This window comes from Acidimicrobiales bacterium (assembly GCA_035316325.1).
GTDB lineage: Bacteria > Actinomycetota > Acidimicrobiia > Acidimicrobiales > VFJN01 > DASXTK01.
In genome coordinates this window covers 22,047-38,072 of record DATHJB010000170.1, presented here as the reverse complement: position 1 = coordinate 38,072, position 16,026 = coordinate 22,047, and the positions used below count along the sequence as shown (strand labels likewise).

Sequence of the window (16,026 nt, the reverse complement as noted above, 5' to 3'; positions counted from 1 at the left end):
GAGCGAGCGGATCAGCTGTCGCCCGAGGCGGCCGGCGTGGGCTCGGCAGCCGGGGCGGCGGACCCACCCGCGTCGGCCATCTCCAGCGACGGGGGCGTGAAGCCCTCGATCGCCCGGAACACGATGCCCTTCTCGCCGGTCTCCGGGTCTTCCTCGACGTCGACCACGATGATCTCGCCGGCCCGGAACTCCTTGAGCAGCATCCGCTCGGAGACAGGGTCCTCGACCTGCCGCTGGATGGCCCGGCGCAACGGCCGTGCCCCGAGCGCAGGGTCGTAGCCCTTGTCGGCCAGGAGCAGCTTGGCCTCGGTGGTGAGCTCCAGGCCCAGGCCCTGGCCCTCGAGCTGACGCTGGACCCGCTTGATCATCAGGTCGACGATCTGCGTGACCTCGGGCTTGGTGAGCTCGTGGAAGACGATGACCTCGTCGATCCGGTTGAGGAACTCGGGCCGGAAGTGGACCTTGAGGGCGTCGGTGACCTTCTCGCGCATGCGCTCGTAGGTGACGGCCTCGTCGGCCCGGGCGAAGCCCACGTTGGCCTTGCGGAGGTCCTGCGTACCGAGGTTGGAGGTCATGATCAGCACGGTGTTGCGGAAGTCGACCGAGCGACCCTGCGCATCGGTCAGGCGACCCTCTTCGAGGATCTGCAGCAGCGTGTTGAACACGTCGGGGTGGGCCTTCTCGATCTCGTCGAACAGCACCACCGAGAACGGCTTGCGCCGCACGGCCTCGGTGAGCTGGCCACCCTCCTCGTAGCCCACGTAGCCCGGGGGCGAGCCCACCAGGCGGGACACCGTGTGCTTCTCCATGTACTCGGACATGTCGAGCTGGATCAGCGCCGTCTCGTCGCCGAAGAGGAACTCGGCCAGCGTCTTGGCCAGCTCGGTCTTCCCGACGCCGGAGGGGCCGAGGAAGATGTACGAGCCGGTGGGACGCTTCGGGTCCTTCAGGCCGGCCCGGGTGCGCCGCACCGCCTGGGAGACCGCCTTGATGGCGTCTTCCTGGCCGACGACCCGCTTGTGCAGCTCTTCCTCCATGCGGAGGAGCTTCTGGGTCTCTTCTTCGGTGAGCTTGTAGACGGGGATGCCGGTCCACACCGAGAGCACCTCGGCGATGGCTTCCTCGTCGACCTCGTCGAACAGGTCGACGCCCGAGTCCTTGATCTCGCGCTCCTTGGACTCCTTCTGGGCGAGGAGCTCCTTCTCCTTGTCGCGGAGACGGCCGGCCTCTTCGAAGTCCTGCTGCTCGACGGCCTTCTTCTTCGACTCGACGATGCCTGCGAGCTCGTTCTCGAGGTCCTTGTAGTCGGTCGGGGTCTGCATGCGCTTGATGCGCAGGCGGGAGCCGGCCTCGTCGATCAGGTCGATGGCCTTGTCGGGCAGGAAGCGGTCGCTGATGTAGCGGTCGGCCAGGTTGGCCGAGGCGACCAGCGCCTGGTCGGTGATCGTGACCCGGTGGTGGGCCTCGTAGCGATCACGCAGGCCCTTGAGGATCTCGATGGTGTGGCTGACCGTGGGCTCGTCGACCGTGATCTTCTGGAAGCGCCGCTCGAGGGCCGCGTCCTTCTCCAGGTGCTTGCGGTACTCGTCGAGCGTGGTGGCGCCGATCGTCTGCAGCTCGCCCCGGGCCAGCATCGGCTTCAGGATCGACGCGGCGTCGATGGCGCCCTCGGCGGCACCCGCACCCACCAGGGTGTGGATCTCGTCGATGAACAGGATGATGTCGCCGCGGGTGCGGATCTCCTTGAGCACCTTCTTCAGGCGCTCCTCGAAGTCGCCCCGGTAGCGGGAGCCGGCGACCAGCGCGCCCAGGTCGAGCGTGTAGAGCTGCTTGTCCTTGAGGGTCTCGGGCACCTCGTTGGCGACGATGCCCTGGGCCAGGCCCTCGACGATCGCCGTCTTGCCGACGCCGGGCTCGCCCACCAGCACCGGGTTGTTCTTGGTGCGGCGGGACAGGACCTGCATGACCCGCTCCATCTCGCGGGCACGACCGATGACCGGGTCGAGCTTCTTCTCGCGAGCGAGCTGGGTGAGGTTGCGGCCGAACTGGTCGAGCACCAGCGAACCGGTGGGCTGGCTCTCGCCCGTGCCGGTACCGGCGGTGGCGCCGGCCTTCTCGGGACCCTGGCCACCGGAGCCCTGGTACCCCGACAGCAGCTGGATGACCTGCTGACGGACCCGGGACAGGTCGGCTCCGAGCTTCACGAGCACCTGGGCGGCGACGCCCTCGCCCTCGCGGATCAGCCCCAGCAGGATGTGCTCGGTGCCGATGTAGTTGTGCCCGAGCTGCAGCGCCTCGCGGAGCGACAGCTCCAGGACCTTCTTGGCGCGGGGCGTGAACGGGATGTGACCGGACGGCGACGATCCGCCCTGGCCGATGATCTCTTCGACCTGGTTGCGGACGGCCTCGAGGCTGATGCCCAGCGACTCGAGCGCCTTCGCGGCGACACCCTCACCCTCGTGGATCAAGCCCAGGAGGATGTGCTCGGTGCCGATGTAGTTGTGGTTGAGGAGCCGAGCTTCCTCTTGGGCCAGAACTACCACCCGTCGAGCCCGGTCGGTAAACCGTTCGAACAAGACCTGCCTCCCACCCGTCGGGGGAATCCGTGGGGCGAGTGTACCCCGGAGGGTGTTGCGTCCACCCTCGAAGACGATGCGCTCGCTGCCCGTCTCTGCACCGTTCTTCGGAGCGGACAGCAAGAGTTGGTCAGGCTAGTGGTCGCCGGGCCCGGTCGGGCGCCAGACGTCACGGATCTGTGGAATCTCCGGCCTCGGCCAGCATCTGCTCGAGGCGCCGTCGCAGCGCAGCGACCTCGACGCCCTCGGCCCGGAGCGCCCGCATCGCCCCGCCGTCGGGCCGGCTGAGCAGCCACAACAGGAGGTGCTCGCTGCCCATCCGGGGATGTCGGCGCCGGGTGGCCTCGTCGCTCACACCGCTCATGACCGACGCCGCCAGCGAGGTGGGTCGGACGTGCGCGGGCCACGGCGTGCTCGCCGAGGTCACGGTCAGACGGCCCGATGTGACCGAAGGCTCCTCCTCGACCTGACCCCCCGTGAGTCGGGCGGTCACCGCCTGACGCACCTGCGCCGGGGACAGGTCCAGGCGGGGCAGCAGGTCCGACTCCTCGGCCTCGAGCTCCTTCACCAGTCCCAGCAGCAGGTGCTCGGTGCCGATGTAGCTGTGCCCGAGCGACAGCGCCTCGCGGAGCGAGAGCTCGAGCGTCCGCTTGGCGGCGGGGGTGAACGGGATGTGGCCGGACGGGGTGCCGTCGCCGCGGCCCACCAGGTCCTCGACCGCCGCCCGCGCGCCGGGCAGGTCGACGCCGAGATCGGCCAGCGCGCCCCCGGCGAGGCTCTCGTCGTCGTGGACGAGCGCGACGAGGACGTGCTCCACGCCGATGTGGTTGTGGCCCAGGCGGTGGGACTCCTCCTGTGCGAGGACCACCACCCGCCGGGCCTTGTCCGTGAACCGCTCGAACACCTCGCCCCCTTCGTCCGCCTACCCCGCCTCGTCCGCCTACCCCGACGGTAGCGGGTGTGAGCTGGGATTTCGGGGGCTTCCGATCCCGGCCCTAGCGTGACGGTCGTGCCTGCGCCCCACCCCCTGCTCGCGCTGGACGGCATGCCGGCGCTGCGCGATCGCATCGAACAGCGGCTGCTCGCGGCCACCGAGACCCCCCACGCCGACCTGACCGAGATGACCTCGCACCTCGTGCGGGCGGGCGGCAAGCGTCTGCGCCCGGTCCTGGCGGTGGTGTCGTCGACCGTGACGGCGGGCGACGGGGCCACGGTGGCGACGGCCAGCGAGGACGCGGTCATCGGCGGGGTCGCCTGCGAGATGGTCCACGTCGGGTCGCTGCACCACGACGACGTCCTCGACGAGGCCACCACCCGGCACAACGTGGAGAGCGTCAACGCCCGCTGGGGCAACCTGCGGGCCATCATCTCGGGCGACTTCCTGCTGGCCCGGGCGTCGGAGCTGGCCGCCGGGCTGGGCACCGCCATCGCCCAGATGCTGGCCGGCACCATCGGGCGGCTGTGCGTGGGCGAGGTGCAGGAGCTGCAGGTCGCCTACCAGGTCGACCGCGGCGAGCCCGCCTACCTCGACGCCATCGCCGGCAAGACCGCGGCGCTGTACGAGACGGCCTGCCGGATCGGCGGGATGGTGAGCGCGGCGCCCGCTTCGGTCGTCGACGCGCTGGGGCACTACGGCCTCAGCTACGGGATGGCGTTCCAGGTGGTGGACGACATCCTCGACGTGGTCGCCACCGACGACGAGCTCGGCAAGCCCGCCGGCCACGACATGGTCGAGGGCGTCTACAACCTGCCGGTGCTACGGGCGTTCACCGGTCCCGACGGCGACCAGCTCCGGGAGCTGCTGGGCGGGCCGATCGACGACGTCGCCCGGGTGAAGGCGCTGGAGCTGGTGCGGGCGGGTTCGGGCGTCGGTGAGGCGACCGAGGTGGCCCGGCAGTACGTGGGTCAGGCCGTGGGTGCGCTGGCGGACGTGCCGCCGGGACCCGCCGCGTCGGCCCTGGCGGCGGCGGCCGAGCACCTGGTGCTGGGCCTCGACGCCTCGCCCCGGGGCTAGTCGGCTCTAGTCGCTCGCCGGGAGCATCCGGGGGAGGCGGCCGCAGGCGACGATGCCGCCCAACGCCACCAGGCCCGCCAACGTGAAGGCGAAGGTGAGCGACGACGTGGTCGCCCAGCCCCGGCCGTCGCCGAGCGCCACGAACACGCCGGACAGGCCGGTGCCCAGCGACACGCCCAGCACGTCGGACAGCTGGAACGAGGCGCTCGCCGTGCCCTCCTGGCCCGCGGCGGCCAGGCTCAGGACCGTGACCGACAGCGGGGCGTAGCCGATGCCCATGCCCAGCCCCGCCAGGCCCCAGGCGGGGACCACCAGCCAGGCCGGCACCGGCTGGAGGACCACCAGCATGCCGACGATCCCCGCGGCGACCAGCAGGAAGCCCCGCCGCACCAGCCAGCGGGGGCCGACCCGGTGGATCAGCCGCTGCTGCACCCAGGATCCCGCTGTCCAGAGGATGGTGGCGGAGGTGAGGCCCATGCCGGCCAGCCAGGTCGACTTGCCGCGGCCGTCGGTGATGGCCAGCGAGACGAAGAGGTCGGCGCCGAAGAAGGCGAAGGTGAGGATGCCCCGCACGGCGACCGCGGCCGGCATCCCGGCGGCGAGGCGGGCGGTCCCGGCGGGCACCAGGCGCAGGAAGGCCCACACCGCGGGCGCCGCACCCCCGACCACCAGTGCCGCGCCGAGCACCGGCGACGACGCCCCCAGGCCCACGAGCAGCACCGCCGTGCCCGCCACCAGCACCACCGCATCCCGCCGCCGGTCGACGATGCCGGCAGCGACGTCGCCGGACTCGGGAGCCCGCGTGGGGGTGGGATCGTCGGTGACGGGGTGGGCACGGGAGAGGGCCGGGAGGGTCATGGCGGCGGCGACCCCGACCAGAGGGAGGAGGGCCCAGAACACCGCCCGCCAGGAGAGGGCCTCGGCGATGGTGGTCGCGGCGACCGGGCCGATCAGGCCGGGGACGACCCAGGCCGAGGAGAAGACGGCGAACACCCGGGGACGCAAGTCGCTCGGGAAGGCCCGGCCGACCGTGGCGTAGGCCACGGCGGGGATTGCGCCCGCGCCGATGCCCTGGGCGACCCGGCCGGCGACCAGCATCGGCATCGACTGGGCCGCCCCGCCCACCGCCAGCCCGACGGCGAACAGGCTCAGACCCAGGGCGAACGGGAGCCAGGTGCCCCGCTCGTCGCACAGCTGCCCGGCGACCACGATGCCCAGCAGCGACCCGAGGAAGAACCCCGAGAACACCCAGCCGTAGAGGCCGAGGCCGCCCAGCTCGTCGGACACCTCGGGCAGCACCGTCGAGATCGCCAGCGACTCGAACGCCACCAGCGTGACCGTGAGCACCAGGCCGGCGGTCAGACGCCGCCGCCCGGGCATCCACACCCCGGCGGCCGGGTCGGCCGAGGGCGGCGCAAGGGGCAGGTCGTCCACGCCCAGCGACGTCGAGGCGGCGTTCACCGGCGTCGGCAGGTCGGGCATCACGACATCCTGACGGTGAACACCGGCGGCCGACCAACCTGTTCCCGCCGCCCTGCCTACCCGGGCGCGGCAGAATGAGGTTCATGATGGCCGAGGCCGAGCGTGAGGACTCCCTGGTCCGAGGCCTGCTGAGCGGCGTGGCCGTGTTCCGGTGGCTGGCGTGGGCGTGGATGGCGGTGGTCCTGATGCTGAGCCGTCCCGAGATCGACGACCCGGGCACCCGTCCCTGGGTCGCCTACCTGCTGGTCGCCGTCGCCCTGGCCGTGACCGCCTCCGCCACCGTGATGCTGCGGCGCGACGTGCGGCTGCTCACCCGTCCGGCCGTGATCGCCGGCGAGGTGGCGGTGGGGTTCGCCCTGGCCGTCGGCGACGAGCTGGCCTACAACGGCGTCTCCCACGCCCAGATGCTCGGCTCGGTGTGGCCGCTGGCCGGCATCATCACCGCCGGCATCGTCTTCGCCGGGCGCGGCGGCCTCGTCGCCGGGGCGATCGTCGGCCTCGGTTACATGGCCGACGACCTCATCGAGCCCGGCTTCGTCTGGGAGCGCCGCGAGCTGGTGTCGCCGCTGTCGTCGGTGGTGCTCTACGCCCTGGCCGGGGCAACCGCCGGCCTGATCACCGTGAAGCTGCGGGAGGCCGAACGGCTGATCTCGCGGGCCCAGGCCCGGGAGGAGATCGCCCGCACCCTGCACGACGGGGTGCTGCAGACGCTGGCCGTGGTCCAGCGCCGGGCCACCGACGAGGACGTCGTGCGGCTGGCCCACGAGCAGGAGCGGGAGCTGCGGGAGTACCTGTTCGAGTCGCCGACGACGATCAGCGGCGGCGGCGAGGTCGGGTCGCGGCTGCGGGCCGCGGCCGCCCTGTTCGAGGACCGCTACGGCGCTGGCGCCCGGGTGGTCCTGGCCCCGGACCTGCCGCCGGTGGCGCCCGACGTGGCCGACGCCCTGGTCGGCGCCATCGGCGAGGCCCTCACCAACGCCGGCAAGCACGGCGGGGCGCAGACGGTGACGGTGTTCGCCGAGCCGGCGGACGGGTCGCTGTTCTGCTCGGTGAAGGACGACGGGGCGGGGTTCGACGACGGCGCGGTGGCCGACGGCGTCGGGTTGTCGCGGTCGATCCGGGGTCGGATCGCCGAGGTGGGCGGCCGGGTGGAGGTCGACGGCAACCCGGGCCGGGGCACCGAGGTCCGCTGCTGGGTGCCGACCTGAGCGGGCGTCCGCCCTACGCTGAGCAGCCATGGCGAGCGAGCTGAAGGCCGTCCGGGTGGTCGTGGCGGACGACCATCCCATCTGGCGAGCCGGCCTCAAGGCCGACCTGGGGTCGAACTTCCACGTGATCGGCGAGGCGGGCGACGCCGACGAGGCCATCGCCGTCATCAAGTCGACCAAGCCCGACCTCGTCGTCTGCGACCTCAACATGCCGGGCGGCGGCGGGCTGAAGGTGGCCCGGCACTGCGGCGACGACACCTGCATCGTGATGCTCACCGTCAGCGAGCAGGAGCGCGACCTCCTCGACGCCGTCGCCGCCGGTGCCAACGGCTACCTGGTGAAGACGACGCCGTCGGAGGAGCTGCGGCACAGCCTGTGGCGGGCCGCCCACGGCGAGCCGGTGTTCTCGCCGGCGCTGGCGTCGCTGGTGCTGGGCGAGTTCCGGCGGATGACGAAGGCGTCCGGGCCGATGCAGCCGCTGTCGGAGCGCGAGCGCGAGGTGCTGCAGTACGTCGCCCGGGGCCACACCTACCGGGAGATCGGCGAGCAGCTCTACATCGCCGAGAAGACGGTGGAGAACCACGTGCGCAACATCCTCGGGAAGCTCCACCTCAACCGGAAGCAGGAGCTGATCCGCTACGCCCTGGAGCACGGGATCGAGTAATCCCCGCCCCCTGGGGTCCACCCGCCGAGCGGTGGGGGACGCGCCGGGTTCAGCGTCGGGCCGTGGTGGCGGACGCTGCCCGGCATGGCAACGCCAACGACCGACACGACCGATTCGGCGCCCCACGGCTCGCCCGCCGGCGCGATGTGGACGGCGGGGCTGGGAGCGTTCCTCCTCTTCGCCGCAGCCGCCACGTTCATCACGATCCGCTGGGACGACATCCCCGACGGCGCCAAGCTGGGCGCCCTCCTCGCCGTCACCGGCATCTGCCTGGCGGCCCACCAGCGCCTCCGCCCGACGCTGCCGATCACCGCCAGCGCACTGTTCCACCTCGGCGTGCTGCTGGTGCCGATCGACGTGGCCGCCGTGGGCGTGCGGGCCGGCTGGGAGTGGCCACAGATGCTGTTCGCCCAGGGGCTCTCGGCCACCGTGGTCTTCGGGGTGGCGTCAGCCCAGGGCCCCGCCCACGAGCGTTCGGTGGTGCTGCGCTTCGCCACCTGGGCGGGCGTGGTGGTGCTGGCGGCGGGCGTCGGGGGCGTGACGACCGTGCCGGCGGGCGTGGTCCTCTCGTGCGTGGCGCTGGCGGCGGCCGGCCTCGTGGAGCCGCAACGGTCAAAGCTGCGGCTCGACCTGGGTGCCGGCGCCTGGGCGGTGCTGGCCGGGTTCGCCACCCCACTGGCGGCGGCGTCGACGGCGGAGCTGCCGTTCGCCGGCACCCTCACCCAGCTGGGGCTCGTCGGCGGCCCCCGTCCGGCGGCCGCGGCCACCGGGCTGCTGTCGGGCCTGGCGCTGGGCGTGCTGGGGGCCCGTCGCCGCAGCGTGGCGCTGGTGCTCGCCGGGGTCGCCGCCGGCCTGGTGGGGCTGACGGCGACATGGGTCCGGTTCGAGCCCGACGACGCCTCGTCGCTGGCGGCGGTGGCGTTCCTCTGCCTCGCCACCCAGGTGGTGCACCGGGCCTACGCCCGCGATCCGTTCTGGCGGGGGCCGGCCGGTGTCGTCGCCGAGATCGGGATGGCGGTCACGGCGCTGCTGACGATCGGGTTCTCCGTCGTGCTGTTCTGGGGCTCGGTCACGGACGTCGACCCGTCGCCGGTCGCCGGCATGGCGGCCGTGGCGGTCACGGCGACCTGGCTGCTGGCGGCGACGAGCCTGGTGTCGGCGCAGTCGCTGTCGGCCGCGGTCGTCGGCGCTGCGGCGGCGGCGCTGCTGTTCACCGGCCGACCGGAGGCCGCGGCGGTGTCGCTGGGCCTGCTGGGCGCCGCCGCGGTCCTGGTCGCCCCGAGGTTCTCCCGGGCCGCCTCGGCCGACCAGCTCTTCGCGGTCGCCCTCGTGGCCGCCGCACCCCTGGCCGCCTGGGAGATGCTCCCCCTCTCCGCCGCGCTGGCCGCCGTCGGCGCCCTGGCCATCGCCGAGGCTGCCGTCCACGCCTCCCGCCGACCGACCCCGGCGCCGGTGGCCCCGCCTCCAGTGCCGGTTCCAGGGCCATGGGTGGCCCCGGGATTCGGTGCTCGGGCGGCGGCGGTGAGGGCGGCCAAGGAGTCGGCGCGGGCGTTCGAGCTGGCGATGTTGGGGTTGGTGCCGGTGTCGGCGGGGGCGGCGATGTTGGCCCGGGAGGAACGGTGGGCCGCGATGAGCCTGGGGCTCGTCGTGATCGGGTGGGTCATGGCCCTGGTGCTCGACCGGGCGACGCAGGGGCCGGGTGAGGAGACGCTGGCCACGATCCCCCGGGTCGGGATGGTCGTGGCCCTGGTGACCACCGTCTGGCTGTCGCCGCTCGGGGCCGCGGGGGTCGCCGCCCTGGTGATGGGGTTGCTCCTGGCCGACACCCTGCGCCTGGACGAGCCGGCGGGGCTGATCGGGGTCGGCTGCGCCGGGCCGATCGTGGCCGCCGGGCTGGCCGTCGACGTCGGATGGACGCTGCCCGAGGCCGGCATCGTCGTGACCGTGACGAGCCTCGTCTGGCTCGGGCTCGCCGGGAGCCTCCCGGGCCGCTGGGCGCCACCGGCGCTGGTGTCGGCGGTGGTGGCGGGTGGTGCCGGCCTGTGCCTCGGCACCGGCGACGGCGTGGCCTTCTCGACGGTCCTGCTGCTCCTGGGCGCGGGGGTGGCAGCGGTCGGGCTCGTCACCGACCAGCTCGACGTCGGTGTCCTCGGCGGGACCGCCATGACCATCGGCACGTGGGGTCTGCTGTCCTCCGCCGACGTGACCGCCGCCGACGCCTACGTCGCCCCGGTCGCCGTGCTGCTGCTCGCCGTCGGCCTGCAGACCCGCCGCCGGTTCGACACCACGTCGTGGTTGACGCTCGCCCCGCCCGTCGTCCTGCTGGGCGGCGCGGCGCTGGTGGAGCGGGTCGACGGCGGCCCCTCGGGGCACGCCGCGCTGGCCGGCATCGTCGGCGTGCTCGCCGTCGCCGCGGGTGGCGCGTGGCGGCTGGCCGGGCCGCTGTTCGCCGGCACCGCCCTGGTGGTTGCCGTCACCGTCCACGAGACGCTGGGCGTCACCGCCGGCCTGCCCACCTGGGCCTGGCTCGCCGCCGGCGGCGTCACCCTGCTGGCCGCCGGGGTCGCCATGGAGCGCCGCGGCGTCGGCCCCGTCGAGTCCGGCCGCCGCCTGGTCGAGGTCATCGACGAGCGCTTCACCTGAGTGAGCGGCCACCCGGCGACGGCCGGGTGGCCGCGGGTACCGTGCCCACATGAAGGCGTCGTGGCAGCACGCTCTGGGGGATCGGCGGCTGCTGGTGAGCGGGTTCGGGCGCTGGGGCGGGGGCATCTACGACCTGACCGACGGGGAGCCCGAGGCGCTCGACAACATCCCCACCTCGGGCCTGGCGCTGGGCGGTGGGCGGCTGTGGCGGGCGCTGCGGGCGCCGGGCGAGCAGACCGCCGCCTGCGAGCTGCTCTCCTACGACGACCAGGGCGTGCGCAGCTACGAGCGCCTCGACACCATCCGCGACCCCCACGACATCTGCTGGCACGACGACGCCCTGCTCGTCACCTCCAGCTGGGACGGCATCGTGTGGCGCACGGAGCCCGGCCGCCCTCCCACTGTCGTGTGGCGGGGCGGCACGGTGCCCGACTCGTGGCACGTCAACTCGCTGGTCACCGTCGACGGGCGGCTCCACGTCTGCGCCTTCGGCCGCTTCGACCGGCACAAGGCCTGGCGGGCGGGTGACGGCGACGGCGACCGCGACGGCGCGGCCACCGAGGGCTTCGTCCACGACGTCGAGCGGGGCGTCGACGTGCTGTCCGACCTGGCGCACCCCCACCACCCCCGCCGGGTGGGCGACCGGTGGCTGCTGTGCGAGTCGACCCGCGGCACCCTCACCGAGTGCGACGCCACGGGCCGGGTGGTGCGGCGCGTGGGCGTCGACCGGTTCTCACGAGGGCTGGCCGTGGTGGGGCCGTGGGCGATCGTCGGCGGCAACGCCCACCGCGAGGACGACGACGACCGGGCCGAGGTGGTGGTGGTCGACCTGGACAGCTTCACCGTGGTCGGGCGGGTGCGCATGCCCTGCCTCGAGGTCTACGACATCCTGCCCGTGCCACCGGAGCTGGCCCGGGCGGTGGCCGTCGGCTTCGGGGCCAACCCGGCTCGGGCGGTGGAGCAGCACCGGGGCGACGGGCGGGAGCCCGGGCGCCACTCGGCACCGGAGACGGCTCGGGTGCACCTGGTGACGGCGGCGACGGCGGCGACGCTGGCGACCGCGGGCGAGCTGCTCGACCGCGAGGCCGCCGGGCGCTGCAAGGTGCAGGCGACACTGCCGACCGGGCCGCTGCGATCCGGCGGCGCCGGCACGCTCACGGTGACGGTGGTCAACGACTCGCCGCTGGCACTCGCCTCGGTGCCGCCGCACCCCGTCCGGGTGGGCGCCCGCTGGATCCGGAGCGACGACCGGAACCTCTTCCGCCGTGGCCCTCTGTCGGCGCTCCCCCGCCTGCTCCACGCCGACGACCGGGTCGAGGTGGAGGTGCTGCTGGTGGCCCCCGACGAACCCGGCCGCTACGAGCTGCGCCTCGCCCTCCACCAGACGGGCCGGGGCTGGTTCGGCCGCCGCACCAGCGGCGAGGTGGTGGTCGAGGCCGCCGCCGAGCCCGTGAATCCCGTGGAGCCCGAGTCAGCTCCGGTGGAGGGTCAGCCCCTCGGGTCGGTGATGCGGCCGTAGAAGAGGGGGGCACCCGTCTCGTCGTGCTGGACGACGAACAGGAACGGGCGGTCGACGTCGATCGTGAGGATCTCGGACGGCATCGAGGTGACGCCCATGATCAACGTGGCGGCGGCGGCCTCGGTGCCCTTCTCGTCGACGGTGATGTTGGCGGCGTGCACCGCCTGGCCGATCGCCACCGAGGTGCCGGGCGCCACCCTGCCCAGGTCGCCACCGGGGATGGTCAGGCCCAGGGCCGACAGCGGCTCTGCCAGGTCGAGCGCCGAGCTGGCCTCGAAGCGGGGCAGGCTGAGGTCGACCGAGGCGGACTCGAGCCCGTCGAGGATCTGCCCCAGCCCGGCGCCGTCGAGGCCTGACTCGAAGTCGGCCAGCGACGTTCCCTCGTCGGGCACCACCACGACCATCGACAGCTCGTTGCCGTCGTACGGCAGCCGCACCGCCTGCCACCCGTCGCCCTCCGCCGCCGAGGTGTTGAGCGACGAGGCGTGCATGGTCGGCACGTCGACCGTCGAGCCGGACGTGAGCGTGAAGGGTCCGTCGCTCGTGAGATCCTCGGCGAACTGGGTCTGCCACGACGCCTTCAGGTAGATGGCGTTCACGATCGCGACCACGGTCGCCGGATCGATCTCGGAGATCAGGTCGGGGATGCGCTCCCGGGTCACGTCGGACACCCAGCCGTTGATGGCGGCCTTGGCGCCCTCGGGGTCGCCGGCGAAGTCGACCGTGTCGACCCCGGCGCCGTACTGGGTGGCCAGCGTGTCGAGGAACTCCGGCCCGAACTCGAGGCCCTCCTGGCCCCACAGGGCGTTGGCCAGCTCCAGCGTCACGCCTTCCGAGTCCTCGTTGCCGGGGTGGTTGGTGGCGTCGAGCTGCGCGGTGAGGGCGTTCATCGCCTCGTGGACCGCCGGCTGGTCGGGGAAGCCGAAGACCTCGGCGATGTCGGCCGCGGTGGCGTCGGACGCACCGGCCTCGGCCATGGCGAAGGCGACGCCGATGCTGGTGGGCGACAGCACCACGTTCTCGCCGGGGTCCTCGGAGGCGGCGAGGCGCAGGGCGAAGTCGCGCAGGCCCGTGACGACCTGGTCGACAGGAGCGTCGGCGGGCGGGCTGACCCGGGCGAGGTCGGCCTTCACGGTCTGCCCGGCCGGCCCGTCGGCGTCGGAGCTCTCGTCGGCGCGACCGGTGTCGTCGGAGGAACCGTCGCCGCAGGCCGCGGCGGTGAGCAACGAGCAGGCGAGCGCAGCAGCGACCAGTCGGCGCAGGGGAATGGCGGCCATGACACTCAGACTCTCCTCGCAGCCCGCGCGGTTCCCGAGAAACCGCATCGTAGGTCGGCGGTGTTAGGTGCGAGGGTCGGTGACGCGCCCGATGAAGAGCGGCGCGCCGGTCGCCTCGTGCTGCACCACGAAGAGGAACGGCCGGTCGACGGCGATCCGCAACGGTGGGGGCGGCATCCCTGTACGGCCGGCCACGACACCGGTCGCCGCGGCCGCCACGGTCCGCTTCTCGTCGACGGTGATGTTGGCGGCGTGGACCGCCGCGCCGATGAGGGCATCCGGGGCCATGCCGCTCAGGTCACCGCCCGGGATGCGCAGGCCCAGCTCCGAGAGCGGCGGGCCCAGGTCGAGGGCAGTGCCGATGTCCCAGCGCGGGAGGCTCAGATCGACGACGTCGTGGCCGAGCCCGGCGACGATGGCGGCGAGCCGCTCCCCCGTCAGCGACGCCTCGAAGGCGGCCAGTGTGGTCGACCCGGCCGGGACCAGCACCACCATCGCCAGGTCGCCGCCCTCGTAGGGCAACCTCACGGCGCTGTGGTCGGGCTCGACCGCGGCCCGGGTGGACAACCGCGCGTTGTGCATCGTGGCCACGTCGGCGCTCGAGCCGTCGGTCAACGTGAAGGGGAGGTCGAGGGTGCGCGACTCGTCGAACGGCGTGTGCCACGCGGCGTCCAGGTAGACGGCGTTGACGACCGCGAACATCGTGTCGACATCGATCATCCGGGCCGGGAAGAGCTCGGGGATCCGCTCCCGGGTCACGTCCGCCACCCACCGGTTGATCTCCTGGCGGGCCAGCTCGGGGTCGGCGGCGAAGTCGACGGTGGCGACGCCGGCGCCGTAGTGCGAGGCGATCGACGCGAGGAAGCCCGCGCCGAGCGGCAGCCCCACCTGGCCCCAGATGGCGTTGGCGACGTCGAGGGTGACGCCCTCCCGACGCACGGCGTCGAGCCGGACGGACAGGGCGTTGGTCGCCCCGTGGAGGCCCGGCGGTGCGGGGAGGGCGAGCGCCCGCCTTATGTCGGCCGACGTCGACGCGCTCGCACCTGCCTCCACCATGGCGAAGGCGAGGGCAATGCTCGCCGGCGACACGACCAGGTTGAGCTCCGCGGGCTGAGAGGCCATCAACCGCAGGCCGAAGGTCCGCAACCCGGCGACGAGCTCGGCGACGGGTGCGTCGTCCGGCGGGGTCAGGCGCCCGACGTCCGCCTTGACGGTCGGGCTCACCCTTGGTCCTGCTCGGGTCGCAGCGTGGGGAACAGCACCACGTCGCGGATCGAGTGGGTGTCGGTGAGCAGCATGATGAGCCGGTCCATGCCGATGCCGAGCCCGCCGGTCGGCGGCAGCCCGTACTCCAGCGCCCGCACGTAGTCGTCGTCGACCACCATCGCCTCGGCGTCGCCCGCGGCCTTCTGGCGGGCCTGCTCCTCGAAGCGACGCCGCTGCTCGTCCGGGTCGACCAGCTCGCTGAAGGCGTTGGCCAGCTCGCGCCCCGCCACGATCGCCTCGAAGCGCTCGACGGTGTCGGGCACCTCCCGGTGGTCCCGGGCCAGCGGCGACACCTCCATCGGGTAGTCGCACACGAACACGGGGCCCCACAGCTCGGTCTCGGTGGTCTTCTCGTAGATCTCCAGCACCAGCTTCCCCGGGCCCCACGCCGGGTCGGGCTCCACGCCGTGCTCCGACGCGATCCGCCGCAGGTCGTCGAGCGGCATGCGCACGTCGACCCGCACCCCCGCGTGCTCCTCCACCAGCTCGGCCAGCGTCGCCCGGCGCCACGGCGGCGTCAGGTCGACCTCGCGGTCGCCGTAGGTGAGCTTGGTGGAGCCCGTGATCTCGGCCGCCAGGAACGCCACCAGCTCCTCGGTGAGCGACATGATGTCGCCGTAGTCGGCGTAGGCCTGGTACAGCTCCAGCATCGTGAACTCGGGGTTGTGGCGGGTGGAGAGCCCCTCGTTGCGGAACACCCGGGCCAGCTCGAACACCCGCTCGAAGCCGCCCACAACCAGGCGCTTCAGGTACAGCTCGGGAGCGATCCTCAGGTAGAGGTCGAGGTCGAGGGCGTTGTGGTGGGTGGTGAACGGCCGGGCCAGCGCACCGCCGGGGATGGGGTGGAACACGGGCGTCTCCACCTCGACGAAGCCCCGGTCCTCCAGCCAGCGCCGGGTCAGCGACATGACCCGGCTGCGGGCCAGGAACACCTGGCGACTGCGCTCGTTGGCCCACAGGTCGACGTAGCGCTGCCGGTAGCGCAGGTCGGTGTCGGACACGCCGTGCCACTTGTCGCCGAAGCTGCGGCGGGCCTCGGCCAGCAGTTGCCACGACGCCACCTGCACCGACAGCTCGCCCCGGCGGGTGCGGATGATCTCGCCGGTGGCGACCACCCAGTCGCCCAGGTTGAGCTTCTGGAGAGCCTCGAAGCCCTCCGTGGCCTTGAGGGTGGCCATCAGCTGGATCGACCCGCTGGAGTCGCGCAGGGTCGCGAAGACGACGCGGCCCTGGTCGCGCAGCAGCATCACCCGCCCGGCGACGGTGGCGGTGACGCCGGTGCTCTCGCCGTCGGCCAGGTCGGCGTGGGTGGACTGGATCTGGGCCGCCCGGTGCGTCACGTCGACGCGGTAGGGCGGGCGGAGCTCGTCGGTCATG

11 protein-coding genes are annotated in these 16,026 nt (G+C 73.2%); 5 read left to right on the top strand and 6 right to left on the bottom strand.

Going from position 1 to position 16,026, the window contains the following annotated elements; all coding sequences use genetic code 11:
* Positions 1-11: 11 nt before the first annotated feature.
* Positions 12-2,576, bottom strand: coding sequence for an ATP-dependent Clp protease ATP-binding subunit (locus tag VK611_22305; protein ID HMG44082.1), 2,565 nt, complete (start codon positions 2,574-2,576; stop codon positions 12-14).
* Between the two features lie 169 nt (positions 2,577-2,745).
* Positions 2,746-3,480, bottom strand: a complete 735-nt coding sequence (locus tag VK611_22300) for a Clp protease N-terminal domain-containing protein (GenBank protein ID HMG44081.1) — start codon at positions 3,478-3,480, stop codon at positions 2,746-2,748.
* 105 nt (positions 3,481-3,585) lie between these two features.
* On the opposite strand from VK611_22300, the gene VK611_22295 reads away from it, so the two are divergent.
* A complete protein-coding gene (locus VK611_22295) occupies positions 3,586-4,590 on the top strand; it encodes a polyprenyl synthetase family protein (protein ID HMG44080.1) in 1,005 nt (334 codons plus the stop codon).
* A gap of 6 nt (positions 4,591-4,596) precedes the next feature.
* Here VK611_22295 and VK611_22290 read toward each other — a convergent pair whose 3' ends face one another.
* Positions 4,597-6,072, bottom strand: coding sequence for an MFS transporter (locus tag VK611_22290; GenBank protein ID HMG44079.1), 1,476 nt, complete (start codon positions 6,070-6,072; stop codon positions 4,597-4,599).
* Between the two features lie 83 nt (positions 6,073-6,155).
* Between VK611_22290 and VK611_22285 the strand changes: the two genes are divergently transcribed.
* The 4 genes from VK611_22285 (at position 6,156) to VK611_22270 (ending at position 12,106) form a co-directional block, all read left to right on the top strand.
* The gene (locus tag VK611_22285) at positions 6,156-7,280 is read left to right on the top strand and encodes an ATP-binding protein (protein ID HMG44078.1); all 1,125 of its coding nucleotides are present in this window, start codon (positions 6,156-6,158) and stop codon (positions 7,278-7,280) included.
* A 28-nt stretch (positions 7,281-7,308) separates the two neighbouring features.
* Positions 7,309-7,944: a response regulator transcription factor gene (locus VK611_22280; protein ID HMG44077.1), complete on the top strand. Its 636-nt coding sequence runs from the start codon at positions 7,309-7,311 to the stop codon at positions 7,942-7,944.
* Positions 7,945-8,028: 84 nt separating this feature from the next.
* Positions 8,029-10,587, top strand: a complete 2,559-nt coding sequence (locus VK611_22275) for a hypothetical protein (GenBank protein HMG44076.1) — start codon at positions 8,029-8,031, stop codon at positions 10,585-10,587.
* 49 nt (positions 10,588-10,636) lie between these two features.
* A complete protein-coding gene (locus tag VK611_22270; protein HMG44075.1) occupies positions 10,637-12,106 on the top strand; it encodes a DUF4915 domain-containing protein in 1,470 nt (489 codons plus the stop codon).
* Here VK611_22270 and VK611_22265 read toward each other — a convergent pair.
* From VK611_22265 to lysS, 3 genes are all read right to left on the bottom strand, one after another.
* Positions 12,076-13,383, bottom strand: a complete 1,308-nt coding sequence (locus VK611_22265; protein ID HMG44074.1) for a serpin family protein — start codon at positions 13,381-13,383, stop codon at positions 12,076-12,078. The two genes, VK611_22270 and VK611_22265, sit on opposite strands and share 31 nt — an antisense overlap.
* A 63-nt stretch (positions 13,384-13,446) precedes the next feature.
* Positions 13,447-14,607 (bottom strand): serpin family protein, encoded by a 1,161-nt coding sequence (locus tag VK611_22260; GenBank protein ID HMG44073.1) that lies wholly within the window; start codon positions 14,605-14,607, stop codon positions 13,447-13,449.
* Complete coding sequence (gene lysS, locus VK611_22255) at positions 14,604-16,025, bottom strand: lysine--tRNA ligase (protein ID HMG44072.1); 1,422 nt, start codon at positions 16,023-16,025, stop codon at positions 14,604-14,606. The genes VK611_22260 and lysS overlap by 4 nt, the downstream gene beginning before the upstream one ends.
* Position 16,026 lies beyond the last annotated feature (1 nt).

Excerpts from the sequence above, each read along its gene's own strand:
- VK611_22290 (HMG44079.1), bottom strand. The coding sequence starts at position 6,072 with ATGCCCGACCTGCCGACGCCGGTGAACGCCGCCTCGACGTCGCTGGGC.
- VK611_22270 (HMG44075.1), top strand. The coding sequence starts at position 10,637 with ATGAAGGCGTCGTGGCAGCACGCTCTGGGGGATCGGCGGCTGCTGGTG.
- VK611_22280 (HMG44077.1), top strand. The coding sequence starts at position 7,309 with ATGGCGAGCGAGCTGAAGGCCGTCCGGGTGGTCGTGGCGGACGACCAT.
- VK611_22285 (HMG44078.1), top strand. The coding sequence starts at position 6,156 with ATGATGGCCGAGGCCGAGCGTGAGGACTCCCTGGTCCGAGGCCTGCTG.
- VK611_22275 (HMG44076.1), top strand. The coding sequence starts at position 8,029 with ATGGCAACGCCAACGACCGACACGACCGATTCGGCGCCCCACGGCTCG.
- lysS (HMG44072.1), bottom strand. The coding sequence starts at position 16,025 with ATGACCGACGAGCTCCGCCCGCCCTACCGCGTCGACGTGACGCACCGG.
- VK611_22265 (HMG44074.1), bottom strand. The coding sequence starts at position 13,383 with ATGGCCGCCATTCCCCTGCGCCGACTGGTCGCTGCTGCGCTCGCCTGC.